Here is a 23593-nt window from a genome sequence, read left to right as displayed (position 1 = left end):
GGGTGCGGCCATGCCCGTCGAGCCTCCCTCCCCCCCGCCCGGTGCTCCACGGCCTCCCACGGCGCGCTCGGCCGAGCGCGCCGAGACGATCGCGATGCTGGGCTCGGTGCCCGCGCCCACGCCCGTCCCGGCCGCGAGCGCGCCGAGCCGCTCGCTGCCCTCGGGTCCCGCGGGACCGACCAAGCGCTGCCCCACCTGCGGTGAGCGCTTTCCCATCGACTACCGCGTGTGCCCGCGCGACGTGATCGAGCTCGAGGTCGAGGCCGACGACGATCGCGATCCGTACGTCGGCACCACGCTCGCGCAGACGTACCGGGTGGTGCGCCGCATCGGCATCGGCGGGATGGGGGCCGTCTACGAGGCCAGCCACACGCGCCTGGCCTCGCGGCGGTTCGCCATCAAGGTCATGCACGACGAGCTGGTGCGCAAGGGCGATCTGGCCGCTCGCTTTCGACGCGAGGCCGAGGTGGCCGGCATGGCCAGCCACCCCAACGTGGTCGCGGTGTTCGACCTCGACGAGACCCCCGAGGGGGTCCCCTTCATCGTCAGCGAGTACCTGGAGGGCGAAGACCTGGGCCAGCGCCTCGATCGCGTGGGCACGCTGTCGCTCATCGACACGGTGCACGTGGTGCGGCAGCTCTGCGCGGCGCTCACGGTGGTGCACGCGGTGGGGGTGGTGCACCGCGACCTCAAGCCCGACAACGTGTTCCTCGTGGGCGAGACCTACCCGGAGATCAAGCTGCTCGACTTCGGCATCGCGAGGCTCACCGACGTGGGCACCGCCGATCGCACGCGGACCGGCATCGTGATGGGCACGCCGGCGTACATGGCCCCCGAGCAGGCGGCCGGGCTGCGCGTGGATCATCGCTGCGACGTGTATGCGGTGGGGGCGATCCTCTACCGCTGCCTCACGGGGCACCCGGTCTACGATCACGAGGACCCGGCCGCCACCCTCACGGCCGTGCTCACCCGCGAGCCCGAGCGGCCGCGCAAGCTCGTGCCCGAGCTGTCCGAGGCGGTCGAGCTGGTGATCGAGCGGGCCATCGCACGCGAGCCCGAAGAGCGCTTCCAGACCATGATGGAGCTCGATGCCGCGCTCGCGGGCCTCGTGGGCCAGGCCGGCCCCGTGACCGCGGGCAAGCCGGCGCCCGCCGAGGGCTCGAGCGCGTCTCCGGGGGCGCTCCCACTCGACGCCAACGCCGAGGCGGGACGCGTGGTGCAGCGGGCCCGTCCCACCATCGTCGCCACCACGGCGCTGGGCTTGCTGCTGATGGTGGGCATCGTCTCCGACCTCGTGGCCCGACTCATCGTGACCTCCTCGGAGCAGGGCAGGCTCACCGCCAACGAGGGCGTGCTGGTGGTGCTGGGGGTCATCGCCACGCTCGCCACCCCGCTGGGCCTTTGGATCCGCATGCTCGTCACCCGGGTGTGGCACAACAGCCTGCGGGCGGTGGCGCTGGCCCGTCGCTCCACCGTCACCGTGGCCGCCGCCGCCTCTGCCTATGCCTGCGTGATGCTGCTGGGCCGCGTGCTCGACCTGGGCCTGTCCGAGGAGCCGCACAGCTCGAGCGGGCTCCTGGCCGCGATCCTCGCCAGCGTGGCCGCAGGGATCGCGGCCACGACCGGGCTGTTGCTGCGACGGCCGCTGCGACGCCGCGACCCCGCGCTGCGCTGACGCGGGCCCCGTCACGCACGCGTGGGATCGGCGTACAGACGATCGACCGCCAGCGTGACCCCGAGGCTCGTCAGCTCGACCTCCTGCCCCGGCCCGTGCTCACGGAACACCCACTGTTCGCCCTCACGCACGAAGACCTCGACCCGCGGAGCATCCTGGGCCACGAGCACGTACTCGCGTAGTGACGGCAGCCTGCGGTAGTGGGCGAACTTCGAGCCACGATCGTCCTTCTCGGTGCTGTCCGAGAGCACCTCGACCAGCACGACCGGGTTGGAGATCCCCTGCGGATCGTCACCGGCCGCCTGCACCGAGCCGCACACCACGCTCACGTCGGGGTAGGTCGAGCGATTGGTGGCCTCGATGCGCACGCGCCCGTCGGAGCTGAACACGTTGCACGGCTTGCCCTCGAGCGCCTGTTGCAAGAGGTAGCTGGTGCGCGCCACCAGCCGGCTGTGCTCGATGGTGCCCCCCGCCATGGCCACCACCACGCCGTCGATGTACTCGTGCTTGAGCTCGGCGTGCTCGATGAACTCGAGGTACTCCGCGTAGCTCACGTGCTGGGCGGGCTCGGCCACGAAGCGATCGTAGCCCAGCCCACGGCCGGGGGCGAGCCCAGCCCGCAGCCCTTGCGTGCCGCGACTAGCGGCTGCGGGCGACGCTGTAGCCCATCAGTCCCAGGAACACGACCAGCGGGATCACGTAGGGCACCACCACCATGCCGCCGAGCTGGAAGTTCTCCCAGCCGAGCATGATCTCGCCCCACGCCAGGCCTCCGGCGATGAGCAGCGCGCCCAGGCCCTCGGGCCAGTCGGTCTCGAGCTTGAGGCCCACCCAGTAGATCCCGAGGCCGACCACCGCGAGGATCGCCGGGAACGCCCACGGCGGCAGGCCCATGAAGGCATCGACGCCGTCGCGCGCCAGCGCGGGATTGCTGAGCGCGAAGTTGGCGACCACGATGCCAACGACCAACACCACCGCGAGGATGAGGTAGGTCCACATCTTCGCCCTGCTGCCGCCCATGTACTCTTTTTCGACCATGAGGCGAGGATCGTAGCACCTTCGGCGGGCCGAGCGCAGGGGGCGTAAAGGGGGCCGAATGGGGCCTCGAGCGCGCCCCTCGGGTACCCTCACCCGGGAAGGCCAAGACCCATGAGCACCAACAACGAGCAGATCATCGCCGTCATCGGCGCAACCGGGCGACAGGGCGGCGGCGTGGTCCGAGCCCTGAAGGCGCAGGGCAAGTTCCGCGTGCGCGCGCTGACCCGCAATCCCGCCGAGCACGAAGGTCTTGCCGACGAGGTGGTGCGCGCCGACCTGTCCGAGCCCGCGACCCTGACCGAGGCGTTCGCCGGAGCCCACGGTGCGTTCGTGGTGACCAACTTCTGGGAGGGTGGGGGCGGCGTCGACGAGCTCGCCCAGTGCACCGCCGCCGTCCGGGCCGCCAAGGCGGCGGGCGTGCAGCACTTCGTCTGGTCCACCCTGCCCAACGTCGAGGAGATCAGCGGCGGCAAGTTCCACGTGCCGCACTTCACCAACAAGGCCCTGGCCGACGCGGTGGTGAGCAGCGCGGGCTTTGCCTTCCACACGTTCGTGGAGGCACCGTTCTACTTCCAGAACCTCACCTCGGTGATGAGCCCACAGCCGCAGCCGGACGGGAGCAAGGCCTGGGTGCTGCCGCTCGATCCCTCGGTCCGCTGCATCCACATGGGCGACATCGACGAGCTGGGCAACGTCGTGGCCGGGGCCTTCGCCAACCCCGAGCGGGTCGGGCAGGGGCAGGTGCTGTCGCTGTGCGGCAGCCTGGTCGCGTTCGACGACGTGGTCGCGGCGTTCCGTGGTCGCGGCTGGAACGTGGGCTTCGTGCAGGTCCCGCGCGAGGTCTACGCGGGGTTCTACCCGGAAGCCGAGGAGATGGCCGAGATGATTGGGTTCTTCCAGGCGCACACGTACATGGGCCCGGATGCCGAGCAGAAGATCGCCCTGGCCAACGAGGTGGCGACCCATCCGCCGACCGATCTTCGCGCTTGGGTCGAGTCCGTGACCGCGGTGCTCGATGCGAGCGTCCCCGGGTCCGAGGGATCGTGAGCCGTCGTGAGCCCTCGCCACCGCATCCAGCCATTGACATCGAACCTCCCTTGCCGCCATCAATGAGCGTGACGGTCGAAGGACGCGGTCCGAGGATGTGCTTGCTCGTGGCCCTTGGCATCGGCGGCTCGGGTTGCCCCTCCCCGTTGCCCCCCACGGATGGAAGCAGCGGCACGGAGCCCACCGGCACCTCGGGCGGGACGACCTCGGGCGAGGCGTCCTCGAGCGGGACGACCTCGGGCAGCACGGGGCTCGACTCCTCCGGGTCGGGCGAGCCGGGCTCGTGCGGTGATGGTGTCCTCGACCCCGAGGAGGCATGCGACGGCGAGGCGCTGCCCGACGGAGAAACCTGCGAGGCCCATGGCTACGGACGAGGCCTGCCCGCCTGCGCACTCGATTGCTCGGCGATCATCTACGCGGTGTGCCCTGACTACCCCGAGTGTGGCAATGGCGAGATTGGACCGGGGGAGGAGTGTGATGGGACCGAGTTGGGTGGCATGTCCTGCGACGACCTCCCGAACTTCACGGGCAACGGGCTGACCTGCACCAGGGTTTGTACCCTCGACGCCAGCGGCTGCCTGTTCTGTCAGGAGAACGAGCAATCCTGTGATGGCGGGGAAGCGTGCTGTGATCCGCGTGCCGAGTGCAAGTCGACCGTCTCGGTGGGGAAGCGCTGCTGCATTCCAGGAGCGCTGGGGGCGTGCTCGTAGCCCCAGGCCCACCTCACGCCCGATGACGGACCCGCGGGCGGGAGAGCGCCCGCGCGCGCCAGCTCACTCCCCTCTTCCTCACCCACCCGGTTCGTCATCAGGGATCTCGAGTGCCTCTTCGGCGGCTTCGCGCTCACGGGTGAGCTCCACGCGAAGCTCCTCCGCCGAAGGCAGGTGGAGTTGGTATCTCGAGGCGAGGATCTGCTCGTTGTCCTTGGGGAGGGTGATCTCCACCATGGCGTCGTTCTTGTCAGAGCACAGCACGATGCCGACGGTGGGGTTCTCGTGCTCTACCCGCTCGAACCGATCGAAGTAATGCACGTACATCTGCATCTGTCCGAGATCTTGATGCGTCAGCTTGCCGAGCTTGAGATCGATGAGGACGAAGCACCGTAGTAGGCGGTGGTAGAACACGAGATCGACGAAGAAGTGATCACCGTCGACGGTGAGGCGCTTCTGTCGACCGACGAAGCAGAAGCCCTTGCCGAGCTCGAGCAGGAACGTCTCGAGGCGATCGATGATCGCCTGTTCGAGATCGTGCTCACGCCAATGGGGGCGCTCGGGCAAGCCAAGGAACTCGAGGACCATGGGGTCCTTGACCACATCGGTGGGACGCTCGGCTCGCTGCCCTTCCTGCACCAACACGCGAATCTGCTCGGCGTTGCGGCTCTTGGCCAGCCGCTCGAAGAGCATCGTGTCGATCTGCCGCTCCAGTTCACGGGTCGACCAATTGTTGCGCGCCGCCTCCAGCTCGTAGAACGCACGAGCCTGCGAGTCATCGACGGTCAAGAGCTTGCGATAGTGGGTCCAGCTCAGATTGGGCGGAAATCGCGCCGCAGGGGCGGATTGTCGCCGCGCCGCGGCGACGATTGCCCTTCCACGGCGTGGAGAGCTGGAAGGAGGCTCCAGGGAGCCGCTTGGCTCGGATTGTCGCCGCACTGCGGCGACAATCCGAGGATCGCGAACCATGGATCCCTCGGGGAAGGCGACGTAGAACTGTCTAATTCGCCACAGATTTTGCTTGCTGAAACCGCGGCCGAACCGCCTGGTCAGCCGATCCGAAATACCCTCGATCAGCTCACGCCCGTAGTCGGCGCGGGCTCGGCCACGCTGCTCCTGCTCGACGAGCGATGCCCCGATCTCCCAATAGGCCACCACCATCGCCGTATTGACCGCCCTCGCGACCCCGGCACGCGCTTCCTCGAGGATTTCGGCGATGCGCTCGTAGAGATCGTCGGTATCGGTGTTCATGGCCATCCTGCTCGATGTGCGTCGTTCTCGGTCGTGGGTCGTAGGCGTAGAGGCCCTCGAGCCGCTGCGGCCATGGCTGTGATCCGTGGTCCTCTACGACCCAACGGCCTCGGGGCCGATCCCGGGGTCTGTTGCTCTGCCCTGTTCCCTCGGCACTCGAGAACGACAGCGATGCCGAACGAATACACGTCTCTCTCTCCTCGATCTCGCGGTCTCTACAGTGCACTTCGCGAACACTCCTACGAGTTCGATTCATGGGGCGCTCGACGCTCGTGGCACCGAGGCAACATCACTGGGGCGAGGTCGTCGGCGGCCCGTGGATGCAATCACATGACCTCGCGATATTCCATATGGGCCAGACTTCCAGTCTCCCGTGTGTAGCGAGCGTCATCGTCGAGTTCGCATGCGCGCGATGACGTGTGGGCACGAGCAGGCCGGTGGCCAGCCCACCCCGGGCAGGCGGGGTGACGAGTCCCCTCGTCCATCTCGGATCGGAGGATTCGTCTGCACCCCACCCCTTCGGTGATGCAGCCATCGGTCGCGGGGAGCGGGTCGGCCTCGGAGATCTCGACCGCCTCGGAGGCCCCAGTCGCGACCGCCTCGATCAACTCGAGCTCGTTCGGGAGTGACCAGCCCTCCTCGGCCAGCGCAGCCAGGGGCCGAGCCGGGCAGCGGTGCGGTCGCCCGCGCAGATCATGGAGGATCGGCGAGGCACCTGCCACGACCTCTCGCTGATGTTCGCGGCGTGCATGGAGCACATCTGTCTCTACCCGCTGGCGGTTCTGGTCGACGGCCACAGGTTCGTGGGCGACTGGCGGAGTTCGGCCTCGCACGCAGAGTTCTGGGAGCGCAGGAGCCAGCGCCTCATCCTCGATCGTCGAGAGCTTCGGCGCTTGGTCGACCACGGCGACGAGGAGCTCCTCGAGGCCACCAAGATCACCGAGCCGACCTTGGTGAGCTTCGAAAGCGCATGCGCGGCGGGCCGTGACAACCTCGAGTCACGCTTCGATGCGGCCGTCGACGTACGCTTCAGCCGAGAGTACGTCGACACGCTCGAGTGAACGCCAAGCGCTCGCTGCTACGGCGCCGCCTCTCCCGTGACGTGCTCGTAGAACAGCCGGTGCAGCTCGTCGTGCCCGAGCGCATTGGGATGCGTGCAGTCCGACGCGTACCAGCTCGGAGTGGCGTGGTACCCGTGCCCATGGAAGTACTCGTGCATGTCCACCGCGGTCTGCCCACGGGCCTCCACGGCGTCGCGAATGGCGTCGTTCCAGCGGTCGAAGAACACGTCGCTGGGGATCGCGGGCACGCCGTTGGCGAAGTTGCAGTCCTGCTGGCCGAAGTCCCCGGCCCCGTCGCTGGCGTCGTAGATGTTGCCCTCGAACACGAACACCTCGACCCCGGCGCCGAAGCGCCCCGGGGTGAGCAGATCCTCGAGCGCAGCGTCGATGTTGGCGCTCAGCTGGGCCAACATCGGCGCGTCGAACCCGGTGACCACGGCGGGGAGGTTGCTCTTCATGTCGTTGCCCCCGCTGGTGATCACCACCACCACCGGCCCCGGCAGGCTCGCGGGCAGCCCGTTGATCTGCCCCACCAGCGCTCCGGTCTCCGAGCCGCTCTGCGCTCGATTGACGTACTCGATGCCCCCGTAGTGAGCGGCGAGATCGTCGCGCAGCAGCGTGTAGTAGTAGGGCGCCTGGCCCCCGCCGTCGCCGATCGAATCACCCAGGATCACCAAGCTGCCGACATCGGGCAGACCCATCGGCGGCGGCTCGCCGGTGCTCTCCTCCCCTGCGCCGGTCGAGCCGTCATCGACCGCCGTGGTGGTACCGTCCACCGAAGTCACCCCGGTGGTGGCCTCGCCAGTCGTGCCCTCGGGGCCACCGCTGGTCCCGGGCTCGCCGCTGCTGCCATCGTCGTCGGTCGCGCCGATCGATCCCTCGCCCACGCTCAGCGGACCACCGACCTCGGAGCCGCCCTGCCCCTCGCCGCCGCACCCCAGCGCCACCAACAACCCAAGCCCCAGCACGCCACGCCACCCGAGATCCATGTCCATGCTCCTCACCTACAGCGCCACACACCAGACAACGCTCGCCCCCGCGATTTCCGGCGTGGCTCGTCGATGAATTCCGTCGGCGAACCCGACGACCCCCGGGATGACTCATCGACCGCTCGTTGCGTGTCTTGGATCGCGCCCTCTACACGAGCCGACGATTTGCTCACCCCCCGCCTCGGGCTGTGCAACGATCCCGCGGGATGGGAGGCGCAAGGGCACCATGGAGCGCGGCATTGGCCGTGGCCGCGTGGCTCGGCGGTCCCGTCCTCGCGAGCGCCGAGCCCGGGGTGGCGAGCGCCGAGCCCGAGGCGGCGAGCGCCGCGCCCGAGGCGGCGCCCGATGACGACGCGGCCGCGATCGCCGATGCCCTGAGCGTGGACCCGGGGGCCACGTGCCTCGAGCACGACCGCCTGTCCGAGCAGGTCGTCACCTGGCTCGGGCGTGACGCGCTCGACCCCCGACTGACGGTCGTGGTCGAGGGCGATCCCACCGAGGTCCGCACCCTTCGCTTCACGCTGCGCGATCGCGGGGTGGTGATCGCCGAGCGTGCGTTCGACCCCGGCCCCTCGAGCTGCGACGATCTCCATGCAGTGGTGGCGCTGGCGATCGCGCTGGCGGTGGACGCAACCGTGCTCGAGTCGGTGGGCATCGGTGCCACCGCGGTGCCATCACCACCACCCGCTCCGTCGGAGCCGCCCCCCACCTTCGAGCCCGACCCCGCCCCCGAGCCGGCCGCCGCCCTCGTGCAGCCCTTGCTCGACCTCGATCCTCCTCCCGTGCCGGCCTGGGGCCTGCGGCTGGACGCCCGCGGGCTGCTCGGGATCAACACCCCACCCACGGTGGCCGGGGGCGCGATGGTCGGGCTCGACGCCAGCTGGCGCGAGCGGGTCGATCTCCACCTCGGGGCCATGGCCACGACGGCCGCCCCGCGGTCGATCGGCGGGGGCACCCTGGCCGTGACGCTGCTCGCAGCCCGGCTCGACGTGTGCGGCGGACCGCAGCTCGGCCGCGTCCGTCCGCGTGGCTGTCTCGGCACACGGGCCGGCAACGCGATGGCTCAGGGTCGCGGCTTCGAGCAGAACGGCCGCGCGGTGCTGCCGTGGCTGGCCATGGCCGCTCGCGGGGACGTGCGCGTCACCCTCCACCGCCGCGTGGCCCTGGGCCTTGGTCTCGAGGGCCTGGTGAACGTGGTCCAACCCGTGTTCTACACCCTACAGGGCGCACAGGAGCCCATGCCTCGCTTCGGGGCGCTGCTCCATGGCGGAGTGGTGATCGCGATCGGCAAGCCGTTCGATGAAGGACGGTGAGGGACGGGGCCATGAAGGGCAAGTCCAACACCGCGCCGCACACGGGCGATCACCTGGATGCCGAGGCGCTCTATCGCGCCCATGCCGAATTCGTCGCCCGATTCCTCCTGCGCCTCGGGGCCCACGGACAAGACGTCCCCGACCTGGTTCAGGAGGTGTTCCTGGTCGCCCACCGTCGTGGGGGCTTCACCGTGGGCCGCGCCAAGCCGACCACCTGGCTCGCCGAAATCTCCTTTCGCGTCTTCTCCGATCGCCGTAAGAAGTCCCGCCGCAAGCTCGAGGATGCCGACTCCGAGACCGTCACCGTGGCCCCCTCCCATGCCAGCTCGCCCAGCGAGCGTGCCGAGAAGCGCCAGGCCCTCGAGCGCGTACAGTCGGCCCTCGATGCCCTCACCCCCGAGAAGCGCACGGTGTTCATCCTGTACGAGCTCGAGGGAGAGAGCTGCGATGCCATCGCCACGGGGCTCGGCATCCCCGTGGGAACCGTCTACTCCCGCCTCCACTCGGCGCGTCGCGACTTCACGCGGGCCCACGAGCGCCTGGCGGACGAGACTCCTTCGGCCAGCCCGGCGCCGGGTGCCGTAGCCGGAGCACGTGCATGACTTCCGATCCCACTCGATTGCTCGACGACCCCTCGGTCGCCTCGTCCCTGCGTGACGACCTCGCCTCGGCCGTCCAGGTCGAGGTGGCCGGCCTCGATCTCGCGGGAGGCCTGCACACGCTGCAGCACGCCACCGCAACGAGTACGCCGGCAGCCGGATCCTCGCTGGCAACCAAGCTCGGCCTGGGTGCGGCGCTCGGTGGCGGCGCGGTCGTGCTGTGGCTGGCCCTGGGTGGGGATCCATCGCCCAAGGCCCTGACTCCCGCCGCCGAGCCCATCGCCGCGGTGGAGCGATCGTCGACGGGCGTGGCTCCAGCCAACGAGGGTGCGGGGGAGCTCCCCGAGCAGCCCGCCTCGGCCCGAGGCGACGCACCCGCGTCGATCCCGAGCCCCGTCGAGTCGCCCGCCACGGTCGATCCGCGCGCGCACGAAGACGTCGATCCGAGCGCGCACGAGGACACCCAGGCGACGACCGGATCCGGCCCGCGCCACGACTCGAGCCACGGCAACCGTTCGCGCCACGACGATGCACACGATCCTCCCGAGGCACCGGCCGGGGACGACGTGCTCCGAGAAGCGCAGCTGGTCGCCAAGGCCCGCGCCAAGCTGGGGCGCGAGCCCGCCGCGGCGCTGGCCCTGGCCGAGGAAGCCGAGCGCGACTTCCCAACGGGACAGCTGGTCGAGGAACGACGTGCAATCGCGATTCGAGCCCTGCTGGCGTTGGGCCGGGTCGATGAGGCACAGCGACGCGCCGAGCCGTTCCTGGCCACCTATGGGCGAGGCGCGCATGCGGCTGCCGTGCGCAGGTCCCTCGCCGAGGCACGACCGACCAGCGAAACCGATTCACCTCGCCCCTGACCCGAGGGCGCGTTATCGTCGAACGCGGTGATGACGAGTCCGGTGGGTGGGGCATGGAGACTGGGGACGGCGTCGTCCGTCCTCTCCCTGCTCTGCGCATGTCAGGTGTACGGACTCATCGGCAGCAACCCGAACGCCGACACGGGAAGCGTGGACAGCGGGGCCGAGACCGGCGTGAGTACGTCGACCGGGTTCGCCGACGACACCACGTCGATCGAGCCGCACGTGACCACGGGGAGCTCCACGGGCCTGGCGGAGACCAGCACGGGCACCACCGACGCTCTGGTGTTCGACGTGGGCCCGGGGGACGGGCCCGAGGTGTGCCTGGCTCCGCTATCCACCAGCTGTGATCAAGGCAGCGAGGATCCGTGGCAAGCGCTCGGCATCGATTGCCCGGGCTCGTTCACCACCACCACCACCGCGTTCTCGGGGCATCCGGCGGCGCTGCACGTTCACAAGGGCCTGCTCGGCACGCATGGCGAGTACACCCCGCGCGAGGGCGAGCGCATGGTGATCCTGTCCACGGGTCGAGCCGCCGACGTCCCGCGCACGCACGAGGACATCGACTGCGTCCCCGAGCTGTGCCCGAGCAGTGCGCTCGATCCATGGAGCTCGCTGCCGACCCTGCCGCCGCCCATCGACGTGCAGCGCGTCGACACGGCGCGCACGTGCGCGGACGATCCGACCCTGGTGGGTACGGGCGATTGCTCCAACACGCTCCAAGACGAGTGGGAGGCGGGCAGCAGCGCCTACGACTACGCCGAGCTGCGCATGACGGCCAAGGTCCCCGACGAGGCCGACGCGCTGATCTATCAATTCGCGTTCTTCTCGGCCGAGTACCCGCTGTTCGCGAGCCAGAACGCGCCATGGAACGACATGTACGTGGCATGGCTGGAGTCCGAGGCGTGGACGGGCAACATCTCGTTCGACGACCAGGGCAATCCCATCTCGATCAACGGCGTGTTCCTCGACTACGTGGATGCCGAGGGGCCCCTGTGCAAGCGCACCCCCTGCGAGGCACCGCAGCTCGACGGCTTTGCCATGGACGGGCACGCCGGGACGCGATGGCTGGAGACGGTGGCGCCGGTGGTTCCCGGGGAGGAGATCGAGGTGGTGTTCGGGCTGTTCGATCTCAGCGATGCCTGGTTCGACACGGTGGTGCTGCTCGACAACGTGCACTGGGGATGCACGGACTTGCCGCCGCTGACTCAGCCCGAGGGATGAGATCCAAGCCAAGGAGAGACGACCGGCCGGTGGGAGCATGGCTCGGTCGGTCGTCACGGTCCGGCATCGACGGCCTCGCGGCGGACGAACGCTGTTATTCGGGGTTGGTGCGGAATTCCAGATGCCCCCGCGAAAAAGTGAGGGGGGCCATGAAGGACGTCGGGTCCGGCGGCCATGGAGAGGATGACTCGGGACGGCATCCCACGCGCGAGCTTCCCTCCATACTGGGAGCCCGCGTCGCCTTCTGCGAGCTTCGCCACAACTTCCGCAGGCCACACACCCAGCGAAGTCGTGGGATGCCTTCCGAGCTCGCTTCGTTTCCCCACGAAGCTCATCCCCTTGGGTCCATCGAGGCCGTGCTCTCCCCGGAGCATGGCCTCGCGTCGTTTTCGTCGGCCGGTGGGCGCGTTGGTCACTTCACCCCGCGTATCCGCCACAGCACCACGAACAGGCTCGGCACCACGTAGAGCGTGAGCACCGTCGACAGCGCCAGGCCGCCCAGCACGATCGCCCCCACGCCGCGGTAGAGCTCGGCCCCCGAGCCCGGGAAGATCACCAGCGGCAAGAGTCCCGCCACCGAGGTCGCCGTGCTCATGAAGATCGGCCGCACGCGTCCCTCCACCGCGCGCGGCACGGCGTGCGCGAGCGTCTCCCCGTCGCGTAGCCGCGCCAGCGCCCCGTCCACCACCAGGATCGCGTTGTTGACCACCACGCCGATCAAGATCACGAACCCGAGCGCGGTCATCAGGTCCAGCGGCTGCGGCGCCAGGTAACGATCGACCAGCCACAGCCCCAGCACCCCGCCGCCGCCGGCCAGCGGCACCGTCACCAGCACGGCCACGGGCGCCAGGAAGTCCTCGAACAGCGCGGCCAGCAGCAGATACGAGATGATCACGGCCAAGAGCAGCACCTCGAGCATCCGCCCCTTGGCCTGCTCGAGCTTGCCGGCGGTTCCGGAGAGCGTGATGTCGATGCCCGACTCGATCGCCCCGGCCTCGCGCAGCGGGGTGATCACGTCGTCGCGGATGATCGTCATCGCCCGCTCGAGCGGCACCGACTCCGGCGGCGAGACCTGCAGCACGATCGCCCGTCGCCGCTCGAGTCGCTTGATCAGCGTGGGTCCCAGCCGCTCCTCCAGCCGCGCCAGGCTCGAAAGCGGCACCACGTCGCCGCTGGGCGTGGCCACGGGCGAAGCCGCGAGCGCCTCGGGATCGTCGACCTCCTTGCCCCCGGGTCCAAGCGCCCGCAGGGCCACGTCGATCTTGGGCTCGCCCTGCGGTCCGAGCTCGCCCACGATCGCGCCGTCGACGTAGGCGTCCACCACCAGCCCCAGCTCGGACCCGCTGACCGCCAGCCCGGCTGCCTCGTCGCGCCGCGGCACCGCGTGCAGCTCCGGCGCACCGGCATCGAGGGAGGGAATCGGCCGCGTCTGCGCCCCGGGGATCGCCTCCCCGATCGCTCCCATCAAGCGACCGCCCAGGGCGATCACCGCGTTGAGATCCGCCCCGGAGATCTCCACCTCGACGGCCCGCGCTCCGCCGATGTCGCGCCCGAACAGCGAGGCCTGCGACGCAAACGCGAACGCCCCGGGCGCCTGGCTGCCGGCCTGCCGCACGAACGGCAGCAGCTCGCCCACCCGTGCGTCCTCTTGCCCGATCACCCCGAAGATCACCTGGTTGGGGCTGCCCACGAAGAAGCTGCGCTCGATCGCCGGCAGGCCGTCGCGCTCCACCTTGGTGTGCGCCGCCATCTGGCCCTGCACCTGCCGTCCGATCGCGTCGAGCTCGTCCGGCGAGTACCCCGGCGGAGGCAGCAGGATCCCGAAGATGAGGTTGCGGTTGCCCGTGGGCAGGTACTCCATCGAGGGCAGCAGCGCCTGGGCCAGCGACACCGCGCCCACCACCGCCGCGATCGTCACCAGCAGGCCCCGCCGCCACGTTCGGGTGAGCACGGCCACCTGTCGCCCGATCGAGCGCCGCACTGCGGCTCCGAGCCCGCGCTCGAGCGCCTCACCCACCTCGCCCGCGTCGTCCGCAGCCCTGGGGGGCGCGCGCAGGAGCTTGGCCGAGAAGCTCGGGATCACCAGCACCGAGACCACCAGCGAGACCCCCACCGCCAGCGCGATCGCCACCGCCACGTCGCGCAGCAGCTCGCCCACCTCGTCCTGCCAGGCGATGATCGGCAGGAACACGGCCGCCGTGGTCACGGTGGAGGCGAGCAGCGCCCCCCATACCTCGCGCACGCCCTGGTAGGCGGCCTCGGCCGCCGAGGCGCCGCGCCGCCGCCAGGTGTCGATGTTCTCGAGCGCGACGATCGAGTTGTCGACCACCATCCCCACCGCGAACGCGGTGCCGGCCAGCGAGACGACGTTGATGGTGCGCCCCATCAACGCCATGCCCAGCGCCGTGCCCAGCACGCACACGGGGATCGCCACGCTGATCACGGCCGAGGCGGCGATGGAGCGCAGGAACAAGAGCAGCACCACGATCGCCAGCGCCGCCCCGATGAGCAGGTTGCTGCGCACGAGCTCCAGCGCGCCCGTGATGTAGCCGACCTGATCGGACACGAGCTCGATCTCGAGGCCCTCGGGAGCGAAGCGGGTCTCGTGCAGCTCGGCCACCGTGCGGCGCACCTCTTGCGAGACCTCGAGCACGTTGGTGCCGGCCTCGCGAAACAGCAGCAGCACCATCGACGGCCGGTCGTCGGAGAACGCCACGTCGGTCGCGTCCCGCAGCCCACGGCGCACCTTGGCCACGTCGCCCAGCAGGATCGGCGTGCCATCGCGACCTGCACCGAGCACGATGCGCTCGAGCTGCGCCGGGTCCTCGGGCGCCACGGGCGTCCGCACCAGGTAGCGGCGCTTGCCCAGATCGAGATCACCGCCCGACACGTCCTGCAGCTCGGACCCGATCCGCGCCGCCACCTGCTGCACGGTGATCCGTCGCGCCGCGAGGGCGGCCATGTCGAAGTCGACGTGGATCCGGCTGTCGCGTCCGCCCAGGTGCATGATGCTGGCCACCCCGGGGATCCGCTCGAGCCGCGGCACGATCTGCTGCTCGACCCACGTGCGGTACTGCCCCACCGGCTGCCCGGTGGGCGAGCGGATCGTGATCACCGCCAGCGGCGGGCCGGAGTTGCTGGCCGCGCTGATCACCGGCTCGCGCACGGCCAGCGGATAGTCGGGCACCTGGGTCAGCCCGTTGTTGACCCGCACCAGCGCCTCGTCGAGGTCGGTGCCCACCTCGAACTCGAGGGTCACCTGCGCCTGGTCGGGTCGGGCCTCGCTCTCCATCCGGACCAGCCCGGGGATCGCCTTGAGCGCGTCCTCCTGCTCCTCGAGGATCTCCGACTCCACCTCGCGCGGCGACGCGCCCGGCCAGCGCGTGGTGATGGTCATGGTGGGCACGGTGACATCGGGGGTGAGCTGGATCGGCAAGCCCACCACCGACAGCGCTCCGAACATGCAGATGAGCACCACCCCCACGAAGGTGGTGACCGGGCGCTGCACCGCGGTGCGGATGAGGTCCGAGCGCGTGGGGGTGCCGACCATGACGCTCGCCTATCGTGGAGGCTCCGGCTCGACGATCGCCACCGGCTGCCCGGGCCGCAGCCGCTCGTTGCCCTTGACGACCACCACGTCGCCTTCGGCCAGGCCCTCGCCACGGACCAGCGCCAGCTCGTCGGCGGTGGCGATCACCTCCACCTCGATCGGCGTCGCCGCGTCGGCCTGGACCTCGATCACGCGCACTCCGACCGCGCCGTAGACCAGGGCGTCGCGCGGCACCACCACCCCGGGCTCGTCGCGGTGGATCGAGAAGCCCACGTCGACCGAGGCCCCGGGCAACAGCCAGGGCACGCGCTCCCGGGGGATCAGCCGGATCTTGGCGGTGCGGGTGATGGGGTCGAGCGCGCGCACCACCCCCACGATCTCGGCGGGGACCTGCTGGTCGCCCCGCTGCACCGTGGCCTCGGCCCCGGGCTCGATCCTCTGGACCAGCTCGGCCGATCCATCGACGATGATCTCCACCGTCTCGTCGTCCACGAGATCCAGCACACGAGATCCGGGGGACACCCAGTCGCCGGGGTCGACCCAGCGTGCGGCGATCACCCCGTCGAAGGGCGCGAACACGCGGTGGCGACCGAGCTGCACCTTGGCCTCGCGCTCCGCCGCCGACAGCCGGGCGCGGCGGGTCTCGAGGGTGGTGGCACGGGTCACGTCGCGCTCGATCTCCGCCTCGGGAACGATGCTCGCGCCCAGCGACTCGGCGCGCTCGCGGTCGCGGCGGGCCTGCTCGAGCTCCTGGGTGGTCTCGGTACGGGAAGCCTTGGCCGCCGCGAGCCGGGCCTTGGCCAGGCTCCCGTCCACCCGCAGCAGCCCATCGCCTTCCTTCACGCGGTCGCCCACGCGTACCGCGACCTCGAGCACCTCACCGTCGGCCCCGGCGGCCAGCTCGGCGCGGCGCATGGCCTCGACCTCCCCGAGGAACACCCACCGATCATCGAGGCCCCCCCCACGGGCGGTCGCCACGACGACCCGCGCCGGCGGAGCGGCCGAGGCCGGGGCAGGGCTGGCCCCTCGCGACTCCGCCTCGGTGCACGCCGGTGCAGCCGCCAGCGCGGCGAGCGAGAGCAGAGCGAGCAAGGGGCGCGTCCACGTCATGGGTGAGCCTGGGGCGATATCGGGATCCTCGACGCGAACGGAACGCCGCCGAAGGTACCGGAGTTTCGCAACCAGGCGTAGATGGAGTAGGGGAAGCCTTGATCGGGGCGAGACCGACGGGCCGAACCGCCACGTACACGCTATGCTCCCGGCGAACCGCATGGCCGAGCGGACGGACGAGGAAGCCATCACCACCCGGGATGGACTGCGGGAGCAGTATGGCGACCCGTCGCCCAATGCGGTGGCGGTCGCGCGTACCTACCTCGACGAGCACCACCGCCGCTTCATCGTGTGCTCGCCGTTCGTCTGCATCGCCACCATCGCCGGCGATGGGTTCCCCAACGTCTCGCCGCGAGGCGGTCAGCCGGGCTTCGTCCACATCCGCGACGAGCACACGCTGGTGCTCCCCGACCGCCCGGGCAACAACAAGCTCGAGACCCTCGACGCGCTGGTCCAAAATCCCAAGGTCGCGCTGATCTTCTTCGTACCCGGCGTGAGGGAGACGGTGCGGGTCCACGGCACGGCCACGCTGGTGCGCGACGCCGAGACCCTCGAGCTGGGGCGGGTGGGCAAGAAGCTGCCCCTCACGTCGCTCGAGATCCACGTGACCAAGGCGTACCTCCACTGTGGCATGGCCCTGGTGCGCGGTCGGCTGTGGGATCGGGACTACGTCGTCGAGCCGGGCACGCTGCCGTCGTTTGGTCAGATCATCAAGGATCAAGCCCACATCGAGGCTCCGGCCGAGGAGATCCAGGAAGGGATCGAGGAGCTGTACCGCGAGGGGCTGTACTGAGCTGACGATCGAGCCCCGATGGGTCTGCCTGCCATGGGCGGGCTCGTGTCGCTGGCAGACGATTGGATGATGCTCGACGCCGCGCGCCCGTGCCCTGCGGTGGCCGTGAGCGAGGACGCCGCTGGGATCCGCTCAGTGCCGGCGACGGCGACCAAGCGCCCATAGCCCCAGCAGCAGCAGCGACGTGCCCCCGGTGCCGGAGCCGGTGCCGGAGCCCGACGTGCACGCGCAGCCCTGGTCCTCGCCCCCACGCCGGTCACCGCCAAAGCCGTCGAGCTCGTCGGACGAGGAGAGGTCCGACGCGAGCCGCCAGATCCGCAGGTCGTCGACCGCGGCCGAGAGATCCTCGGCGATCCTGATGTTGCGATCGTCGTCATCGAGCAGGAGCCCCGAGGCGGTGCGCTTCTCCACCGAGAGCCCGTCCCACATGAGTTCGAACGTGTTGGCGCCCACGTCGTAGCGTGCGGCCACGTGGCGCCACTGGCGATAGCCAAGGTCTTCGAAGCAGTGGGCAGGCATGCCCTCGTCGGGGTCGCAGGCGGTGGCGGGACAATCGGCGGGGGCAAACGCGTTGCCCAGCACGGCGTCGCACCCCGACGCGATCACCGGCCCCGCGACGGCGCAGCGCGGCTCGGGCAGCTCCATGACGATCGACTGCGAGGTCTTCGACTCGGTGGTGACCTCGAACACCAGCTGACGAACGTCACCCTCCATGCGCACGGAGAGCTTCCAGGTGGGGTTCTCGGGGTCGCCCGACATCGCGATCGTGCCCGGGTCCTCGAACACATCGAGCCGCAGCGACAGATCGATCGCCACCCCCCCAACGAAGCCCTCTTCTTCGGACACGGCCACCTTCATGGTGGTGGAGCCGTCGAGGTCGGCCACGTGGTCGCAGAAGCTGGCATCCAGCCCAGAATAGGGCGGCGTGGTCGTCAGCGCGCTGTCGACCGCGAGAGCGGCGCCCGCCCCCCAGTTGGTGGTGCTGGCCGCGGACCCGAAGCGCAGGTCGACCATCGGCTCGCTGGTGGGCGGGCTCCAGTCGCGCCCGAGCTGGGGCACCTCGCCGATCGTGATGTCGCCTCCGTAGCCCAGGTCCGCGAACCCTCGCGCGTAGCGAGTGACGGCCTCGGTGCCCTCGCCCACGACCACGCTGTACCAGCCGTGCTCGCCGCTGATCTCTGGCTCCTCGGGCGACGCCATCAACACATCGGGGTCGAGCTGGCCCAGCGCTTCGGTGGCGTCCACGCGCTCGAAGAAGTCGAGCCGCGCGCGCTCCACCGCGATCGTGGCGGGGAACGACGGTCGGTGATCGAAGTATGCATCCGTAGGATCCGAGAACCCCCAGGACGTGGCGCTGAGATCGGCGATGTCCGTGGTGGACGGGGCCAGCGCGTAGCCATTGCCCTTGCACGAGCTGCCGAGCCCGCTCCCGCAGGTCCCCGACGCGCAGCTGGTCACCTGGATCCCGCTGCGGATCTCCAGGTGGAGATGGTTGTTCTGGTTGGTGCCGTTGTTGTAGGGGTAGTTCATGACCCGCCCCAGCGGCTGTCCAACGCGCACCCGCTGACCTCGACGCACGTAGACCTTGGCGGTGTCCTTGGCCAGGTGCACGTAGTTGGCAATGACGCCATTGTCGTGCCGCACGAGCACGCCCACCCCCTCCGTGCCCCAGTCGATGAGGTCGACCACCTCGCCATCGGCCATGGCGAGCACGGGCTCGTCGAGGGTCTCGGTCACGTCGTCGCTGCGATGCATGTCGAAGCCGGCGTGACGACACTTGAGATCGCGAACCAGACCCTCCATCATGGACGCTTCGGTCGTGGGACCACAGCGTCCGACGCTGGTGTTGTGCTGGTCGAAGTCCTGCTGCACGTCGTGGAGGTGACCGAGCACCAGCTTGTCGTCCACGCACTCGCCGAGCGGCCACTGCACCGGGTGATCATCGGCCTCTGGGGTGGGCGCAGGGGCAGCCACGACGGCCCCCGACCCGAGGCCCACGCTCGCGAGCAAGGCACCCGCGGCCGCGATCCCGATCCGTCTCCCACGACGAGCCCTCGATGGCGATCTCATGCCGCCATGAGTACCACGAGCCGGCGCGCGAGCACGCGCGCCGGCAACGACCTCCGAGCCTTCATCCGAGCGATTTCGACCCTCGGAGGTCGCCTCCTCAGATCTCCGCCCCCATCCAGGTCCCCATGCACCCGATGGCCGGGCACGTCCACGTACCGGTGACGTCGCCCATCATGTCGATCTGACCGTCGAAGTTGCACACGCCGGCGATGCCCGCGTTGCTGGTCGCCATGACGACGCCCATGTCGTCGACGGTACCGTCGAGGGTGCCCATGACGATGCCCCCGAACGAGCCGGTGAGGATGCCATCCATCGCCACGTCGAACATCAAGTTCCCGCCCACCATCATGCCCAGGCAGACGCCGCCCCAGGTGCCGTCGTAGCTGCCCTCGTAGGGGTTGCCCATGACGCCGGTGGTTCCGGTCGTGCCCGTCGAGCCACCCGTGGATCCCCCCGTCGAGCCGCTGTCGGTTCCGCTCGAGCCCGACGAGCCGCTGTCGCTCCCGCTCGAGCCCGTCGAGCCGCTGTCGCTCCCGCCCGTGGTACCCGGCTCACCCGAGTCCCCGCTGGTGGACTCACCGGTGGTCTGTCCCGTGCTCGTGCTCTCGGGGCCGATCGACGTCCCGGGCGACTCGCCGCTGGAGTCGAGCGTGTTGTTGTCGTCGGCGGTGGTGGCGGGCGGCGTCGTCGCCGTACCGGTGGTGCCCATGCCTCCCGAGCTCGAGTCGGTGTCCAGGGGCAGGGGCGCGAGCCCATCGTCGCTGCAACCACCGAGCGATGCCCCCAAGGCAACCACCAGCGCCATCGGGAGCACCATCGAGAATCCAGTCCAGGTCTTCATGGCCGGATCCTACCAGCTTCCAGGGCGCCGTCCCACCGCTTGCCCTCCACCCGCCGGCCCCTCCACGCGGAGGACGCTCAGAACATGGCCGCACCACCGTCGATCCAGTCGGCGAGCGCATCGATCTGCTCGGCGGTCAGCGGTGCCGCCCCCTTCGGCATCCGCGCCCCACCCCCACCCGCTCCGCCCTGCGAGCCATTGACCTTGTGCCACAAATAGCTCTGCTCGTGATCGCCCGGATCCACCAGGTACAGATCGCTCTGATCCGAAGCCACCTGATAGATCGCGTAGTACGCCCCGTCGCTGAGATCGAGCGACGAGTCCTCGCCGCCGGGCTCGTGGCACCCGGTCACGCAGTTGGCCTCGAGCATCGCCTCGATCTCCGCCCACGGCACGTAGGCCGGCGGAGCGCAGACCTCGGGCACGGGCTCCCCCATCGCCTCGAGCCCCATCACCAGCGTGGACAGCTCCTGCTCGCACGTCGTGGTGCACGCGCTCGCCTGAGCAGCGTCACCGTCCCAGCACGTGCCATCCCAGCCGTACATCTGCTCGATCGCATCGAGCTCGTCCACGCCGAGCTCGCTTGCACACGCCACGTAGGTCGCACAGGTGGCGCTCTGGCTCGGCGGCGGCGGACCGAAGTCGGGGATCACCCACGTGGTGCTCGCTCCATCGCTGCTGCCGTCGGCGCCGGTCGTGCTCCCCGAGCCGGTACTGCTGCCGGTCGAGACCGCCTCGGTCGTGCTCGACGTCGCGGGCTCGCTGCCACCGCAGGCCGCCATCGCCGCTCCCAGGCCCGCCAGGGCCCAGACCAAGCCGTGCCCCGAGACCACCCCCCTCGCTCGCCCCCGCATCCGCCCCGACCTCGTCATCGCGAGGCGATCCTACCCGGGCCGGCCGCCCCGCGGATCCCCACGCGGTGTGCGAAGGGCCGCGGCTCCGTCCCCCCGGCCAGGCCCCTGCTATCATTCCGCCCCGTGCTGCGAGCCTCGGGTCGATGGCTGCTGGCGGAGATACGACGCCTGGTGTCGTACTCGGCCCTCACCGTGCTGGTGGCCGCGTCCCTGCTGCGGCGGCCCACGGAGGGGCACGGCATCGTCCGCACGCAGATCGCCCGCCAGGTGGTGTTCAGCGCCTGGGACGCGGTCCCCATGGTCGTGTTCATCGCGGGCTTGCTGTCGGTCTCGCTGGTCGCGCTGGCAGCCACCTTCATGCCCAGCCTCGAGGCCACCAGCGTGCTCGGCCGCGTGGTGGCCCTGGTGCTGGTGCGCGAGCTCGCCCCGCTGATGACCGCGATCCTGGTGATCCTGCGCAGCAGCGGCGCGGTGGCGGTGGAGCTGGGCTACATGAGCTGGCGCGGCGAGATCGAGGCGCTCGAGACCCTCGGCATCGACCCCATCAAGTTCGTGCTGCTGCCGCGCTTCGTGGGCCTGACCGCGGCCACCGTGGGCATGAACCTGTTGTTCTGCGCCGCCGCCGTGGGCGCGGGCCTGCTCACCGCCCAGACCTTCGGGATCACCTCGTCGCTCTCCGTGTTCCGGCACAACCTGGGCACGATGCTGCTGCCCTCCGACGTGGTGATCGCGTTCGTCAAGAGCCTGCTGTTCGGCGGAGTGGTCGCGGCGGTGTCGTGCTACCACGGGCTCTCGGTCCGCGACGATCTCACCGAGGTACCGCGCCGGGCCAGCCGCGCGCTCGTGGAGGCCCTGTCGTGGTGCACCGTGATCGGCGTGGCCATCACCCTCATCACCCTATGAACGCGTCCATCGAGATCGATGCGCTGAGCATCCAGCGGGGCTCTGCCGGTGTCCACGACGTGAGCCTGCGCGTGAACGAGGGCGAGGCGGTCGCGGTGGTGGGCGACGACCAGCCGAGCCTCACCCTGCTCGTCCGCTGCTGCGGGGGCCTGCTGCGCCCCGATCGCGGCCGAGTGCGGGTCGCCGGCATCGACCTCTCGACCGCCGATCGCCGCACCCTGCTGGACCTGCGGCGCACGGTGGGATACGTGTCGATCCACGGGGGCCTGCTGGCCAACATGAGCCTACGCGACAACGTGGAGCTGCCCTTGCGCTACCACGGACACCTGCCTCCGGCGGCCATCGCCGAGCGGGCGGCCGGGCTGCTGCACGACGCCGGGCTGAGCGCGCGGGCCGACGAGCGCGCCTGCACGCTCCCGGCCGAGATCCAAAAGTGCGCGGCCTACCTGCGGGCGGTGGCGCTCGAGCCCCGCGTGCTGCTGGTCGAGGACCCGAGCGCCCTGCTGCACCCGCGCGGCCGCACCATCGTGCGCGACATCCACCGGCAGCTGCGTGCGCGCGGGGTCACGGTGCTGGTCACCGACGACGACGAAGACTTCGCGGCCGAGCTGACCGACCGCCAGCTCACGGTCGAGGAGGGCGTGCGGTGAGCATCCCGTTTCGCGTTCGCCGGGCCGAGTGGGTGGCCGGGGCGTTCCTCTTGCTGGCCGTGATCGGGCTGGTGGGCAGCCTGGTGCTGCTGTCGCGCGCGGGCAGCAGCTTCGAGGCCACCGTGCGCTACGACGTGGTGCTGACCGACGGCTACGGCATCACCCCCGGCGGGCGCGTGGAGATGCTGGGCATCGACATCGGGAGCATCGAGACCCTCGCGATCACCGACGACAACCGCGTGACCGCACGCCTGGAGATCCGCGAGCGCTTCGCCACGCGGGTGCGCGAGGGCTCGGTGGCCCGGGTCAAGGCCTCGCTCGATCTGCAGGGCGTGCTGGGCGGGGTTGGTCTGGCCGTGACGCCGGGTCCCAGCGACGGGGCCCCGCTGCCCGAGGGCTCGCTCATCCCCGTGGACGAGCCCAACAGCTTTGCCGACCTGCTGCCCGTGGTGCCGGGCGATCCTCTGGTGGAGGACCTCGAGGCCCTGCTGCACAACGCCCGCAAGCTCAGCGACGCGCTGGCCGATCCCGAGTCGCCGCTGCGAACCCTGCTCGATCAGTCGGGGAAGCTGTTGGCCGCGGTGCAGGACGAGCAGAGCTCGATCGGCCGCATCCTCAAGGACGACGGCCAGCTCTACGAGCGCCTGATGGGAACCCTCGACGACGTGGAAGGCTCGCTCGAGCGCCTCGAGAAGGTGCTGGCCCGCTCCGGCCGTCTCATCGGCAGCGCCGACGGCATGATCGGCAAGGGCGCCGAGGTCATGGACGAAGCCGGCGGCATGGTCGAGGCCGGCAACGCCGCGTTCGTGGGCATGGCCCCCGTGCTCGACAGCACCGACGCGGCCATGAAGGAGCTCGACGAGGCGGTGAGGGCGTTCGCCAAGACCACCCGCGAGCTGCAGAAGGTGGTCGAGGCGCTCGGCCCACTGGTCGAGGACATGGACGAGATGGTCAACGACATGGACGACGTGGCCGAGGCGGCCAAGAAGATGTGGGTGCTGCGCCGGCACGCCCGCAAGGCCGAGCGCCAGGCCGAGTGAGCGCCCACCGGCCGC

21 protein-coding genes are annotated in these 23593 nt (G+C 70.2%); 12 read left to right on the top strand and 9 right to left on the bottom strand.

Translation table 11 applies throughout. From position 1 onward, the window contains the following. The first annotated feature begins 10 nt into the window (after positions 1-10). Entirely contained in the window at positions 11-1675 is a 1665-nt protein-coding gene (locus OEB96_RS18725; protein WP_266217519.1) for a serine/threonine-protein kinase, read from the top strand. A gap of 11 nt (positions 1676-1686) precedes the next feature. Here the strand turns inward: OEB96_RS18725 and OEB96_RS18720 are convergent, their stop codons facing one another. Both OEB96_RS18720 and OEB96_RS18715 read right to left on the bottom strand, forming a co-directional pair. Further along, positions 1687-2250, bottom strand: coding sequence for a Uma2 family endonuclease (locus OEB96_RS18720; RefSeq protein WP_266217517.1), 564 nt, complete (start codon positions 2248-2250; stop codon positions 1687-1689). A 64-nt stretch (positions 2251-2314) separates the two neighbouring features. Then, on the bottom strand, positions 2315-2713 hold the full coding sequence (locus OEB96_RS18715) for a hypothetical protein (protein WP_266217516.1): 399 nt from the start codon (positions 2711-2713) through the stop codon (positions 2315-2317). Between the two features lie 111 nt (positions 2714-2824). Between OEB96_RS18715 and OEB96_RS18710 the strand changes: the two genes are divergently transcribed. Together OEB96_RS18710 and OEB96_RS18705 are read left to right on the top strand one after the other, a co-directional pair. Beyond that, complete coding sequence (locus tag OEB96_RS18710) at positions 2825-3760, top strand: NmrA/HSCARG family protein (protein WP_266217514.1); 936 nt, start codon at positions 2825-2827, stop codon at positions 3758-3760. A gap of 107 nt (positions 3761-3867) precedes the next feature. Beyond that, complete coding sequence (locus OEB96_RS18705; protein WP_266217512.1) at positions 3868-4470, top strand: hypothetical protein; 603 nt, start codon at positions 3868-3870, stop codon at positions 4468-4470. A gap of 78 nt (positions 4471-4548) precedes the next feature. Here the strand turns inward: OEB96_RS18705 and OEB96_RS18700 are convergent, their stop codons facing one another. Then, a complete protein-coding gene (locus tag OEB96_RS18700; protein ID WP_266217510.1) occupies positions 4549-5721 on the bottom strand; it encodes a PDDEXK nuclease domain-containing protein in 1173 nt (390 codons plus the stop codon). Positions 5722-6395: 674 nt separating this feature from the next. Here OEB96_RS18700 and OEB96_RS18695 point away from each other — a divergent pair. Beyond that, positions 6396-6782 carry a hypothetical protein gene (locus OEB96_RS18695; protein ID WP_266217507.1) on the top strand — a complete coding sequence of 129 codons (387 nt, stop codon included), beginning with the start codon at positions 6396-6398 and terminating at the stop codon, positions 6780-6782. A gap of 17 nt (positions 6783-6799) precedes the next feature. Here OEB96_RS18695 and OEB96_RS18690 read toward each other — a convergent pair whose 3' ends face one another. Further along, the gene (locus tag OEB96_RS18690) at positions 6800-7777 is read right to left on the bottom strand and encodes an SGNH/GDSL hydrolase family protein (protein WP_266217506.1); all 978 of its coding nucleotides are present in this window, start codon (positions 7775-7777) and stop codon (positions 6800-6802) included. A gap of 239 nt (positions 7778-8016) precedes the next feature. Between OEB96_RS18690 and OEB96_RS18685 the strand changes: the two genes are divergently transcribed. From OEB96_RS18685 to OEB96_RS18670, 4 genes are read left to right on the top strand one after another with little or no spacing between them, the layout of a single operon-like run. After that, positions 8017-9084 (top strand): hypothetical protein, encoded by a 1068-nt coding sequence (locus OEB96_RS18685; RefSeq protein WP_266217504.1) that lies wholly within the window; start codon positions 8017-8019, stop codon positions 9082-9084. Positions 9085-9095: 11 nt separating this feature from the next. Beyond that, the gene (locus OEB96_RS18680) at positions 9096-9686 is read left to right on the top strand and encodes an RNA polymerase sigma factor (protein WP_266217502.1); all 591 of its coding nucleotides are present in this window, start codon (positions 9096-9098) and stop codon (positions 9684-9686) included. Next, positions 9683-10543 (top strand): hypothetical protein, encoded by an 861-nt coding sequence (locus tag OEB96_RS18675; RefSeq protein ID WP_266217500.1) that lies wholly within the window; start codon positions 9683-9685, stop codon positions 10541-10543. The genes OEB96_RS18680 and OEB96_RS18675 overlap by 4 nt, the downstream gene beginning before the upstream one ends. A gap of 30 nt (positions 10544-10573) precedes the next feature. After that, entirely contained in the window at positions 10574-11767 is a 1194-nt protein-coding gene (locus OEB96_RS18670; RefSeq protein ID WP_266217498.1) for a choice-of-anchor L domain-containing protein, read from the top strand. Between the two features lie 412 nt (positions 11768-12179). Here the strand turns inward: OEB96_RS18670 and OEB96_RS18665 are convergent, their stop codons facing one another. Together OEB96_RS18665 and OEB96_RS18660 are read right to left on the bottom strand one after the other, a co-directional pair. Beyond that, positions 12180-15317 carry an efflux RND transporter permease subunit gene (locus tag OEB96_RS18665; protein ID WP_266217497.1) on the bottom strand — a complete coding sequence of 1046 codons (3138 nt, stop codon included), beginning with the start codon at positions 15315-15317 and terminating at the stop codon, positions 12180-12182. Positions 15318-15326: 9 nt separating this feature from the next. Beyond that, a complete protein-coding gene (locus OEB96_RS18660; RefSeq protein ID WP_266217495.1) occupies positions 15327-16427 on the bottom strand; it encodes an efflux RND transporter periplasmic adaptor subunit in 1101 nt (366 codons plus the stop codon). A 160-nt stretch (positions 16428-16587) separates the two neighbouring features. Here OEB96_RS18660 and OEB96_RS18655 point away from each other — a divergent pair, with 160 nt between their 5' ends. Next, complete coding sequence (locus OEB96_RS18655) at positions 16588-17220, top strand: MSMEG_1061 family FMN-dependent PPOX-type flavoprotein (protein WP_266217493.1); 633 nt, start codon at positions 16588-16590, stop codon at positions 17218-17220. 132 nt (positions 17221-17352) lie between these two features. Here OEB96_RS18655 and OEB96_RS18650 read toward each other — a convergent pair whose 3' ends face one another. The 3 genes from OEB96_RS18650 to OEB96_RS18640 form a co-directional block, all read right to left on the bottom strand. Then, a complete protein-coding gene (locus OEB96_RS18650; RefSeq protein WP_266217491.1) occupies positions 17353-19152 on the bottom strand; it encodes a peptidoglycan DD-metalloendopeptidase family protein in 1800 nt (599 codons plus the stop codon). Between the two features lie 235 nt (positions 19153-19387). Beyond that, positions 19388-20131, bottom strand: coding sequence for a hypothetical protein (locus tag OEB96_RS18645; RefSeq protein WP_266217490.1), 744 nt, complete (start codon positions 20129-20131; stop codon positions 19388-19390). Positions 20132-20208: 77 nt separating this feature from the next. Next, positions 20209-21003: a hypothetical protein gene (locus OEB96_RS18640; protein ID WP_266217488.1), complete on the bottom strand. Its 795-nt coding sequence runs from the start codon at positions 21001-21003 to the stop codon at positions 20209-20211. Between the two features lie 105 nt (positions 21004-21108). Between OEB96_RS18640 and OEB96_RS18635 the strand changes: the two genes are divergently transcribed. The 3 genes from OEB96_RS18635 to OEB96_RS18625 are packed head-to-tail and all read left to right on the top strand — an operon-like array spanning position 21109 to position 23578. Next, entirely contained in the window at positions 21109-21888 is a 780-nt protein-coding gene (locus OEB96_RS18635; protein WP_266217487.1) for an ABC transporter permease, read from the top strand. Further along, positions 21885-22538: an ATP-binding cassette domain-containing protein gene (locus tag OEB96_RS18630; RefSeq protein WP_266217485.1), complete on the top strand. Its 654-nt coding sequence runs from the start codon at positions 21885-21887 to the stop codon at positions 22536-22538. Before OEB96_RS18635 ends, OEB96_RS18630 begins: the two co-directional genes overlap by 4 nt. Beyond that, complete coding sequence (locus OEB96_RS18625) at positions 22535-23578, top strand: MlaD family protein (protein WP_266217483.1); 1044 nt, start codon at positions 22535-22537, stop codon at positions 23576-23578. Before OEB96_RS18630 ends, OEB96_RS18625 begins: the two co-directional genes overlap by 4 nt. Positions 23579-23593: the final 15 nt, after the last annotated feature.

It is taken from the genome of Paraliomyxa miuraensis (assembly GCF_026337845.1).
GTDB lineage: Bacteria > Myxococcota_A > Polyangia > Nannocystales > Nannocystaceae > Paraliomyxa > Paraliomyxa miuraensis.
This window is presented reverse-complemented; position numbering and strand designations above follow the sequence as displayed.

Excerpts from the sequence above, each read along its gene's own strand:
- OEB96_RS18725 (WP_266217519.1), top strand. The coding sequence starts at position 11 with ATGCCCGTCGAGCCTCCCTCCCCCCCGCCCGGTGCTCCACGGCCTCCC.
- OEB96_RS18715 (WP_266217516.1), bottom strand. The coding sequence starts at position 2,713 with ATGGTCGAAAAAGAGTACATGGGCGGCAGCAGGGCGAAGATGTGGACC.
- OEB96_RS18710 (WP_266217514.1), top strand. The coding sequence starts at position 2,825 with ATGAGCACCAACAACGAGCAGATCATCGCCGTCATCGGCGCAACCGGG.
- OEB96_RS18700 (WP_266217510.1), bottom strand. The coding sequence starts at position 5,721 with ATGAACACCGATACCGACGATCTCTACGAGCGCATCGCCGAAATCCTC.
- OEB96_RS18690 (WP_266217506.1), bottom strand. The coding sequence starts at position 7,777 with ATGGACATGGATCTCGGGTGGCGTGGCGTGCTGGGGCTTGGGTTGTTG.
- OEB96_RS18680 (WP_266217502.1), top strand. The coding sequence starts at position 9,096 with ATGAAGGGCAAGTCCAACACCGCGCCGCACACGGGCGATCACCTGGAT.
- OEB96_RS18675 (WP_266217500.1), top strand. The coding sequence starts at position 9,683 with ATGACTTCCGATCCCACTCGATTGCTCGACGACCCCTCGGTCGCCTCG.
- OEB96_RS18670 (WP_266217498.1), top strand. The coding sequence starts at position 10,574 with ATGACGAGTCCGGTGGGTGGGGCATGGAGACTGGGGACGGCGTCGTCC.
- OEB96_RS18665 (WP_266217497.1), bottom strand. The coding sequence starts at position 15,317 with ATGGTCGGCACCCCCACGCGCTCGGACCTCATCCGCACCGCGGTGCAG.
- OEB96_RS18660 (WP_266217495.1), bottom strand. The coding sequence starts at position 16,427 with ATGACGTGGACGCGCCCCTTGCTCGCTCTGCTCTCGCTCGCCGCGCTG.
- OEB96_RS18655 (WP_266217493.1), top strand. The coding sequence starts at position 16,588 with ATGGCCGAGCGGACGGACGAGGAAGCCATCACCACCCGGGATGGACTG.
- OEB96_RS18645 (WP_266217490.1), bottom strand. The coding sequence starts at position 20,131 with ATGAAGACCTGGACTGGATTCTCGATGGTGCTCCCGATGGCGCTGGTG.
- OEB96_RS18640 (WP_266217488.1), bottom strand. The coding sequence starts at position 21,003 with ATGACGAGGTCGGGGCGGATGCGGGGGCGAGCGAGGGGGGTGGTCTCG.
- OEB96_RS18630 (WP_266217485.1), top strand. The coding sequence starts at position 21,885 with ATGAACGCGTCCATCGAGATCGATGCGCTGAGCATCCAGCGGGGCTCT.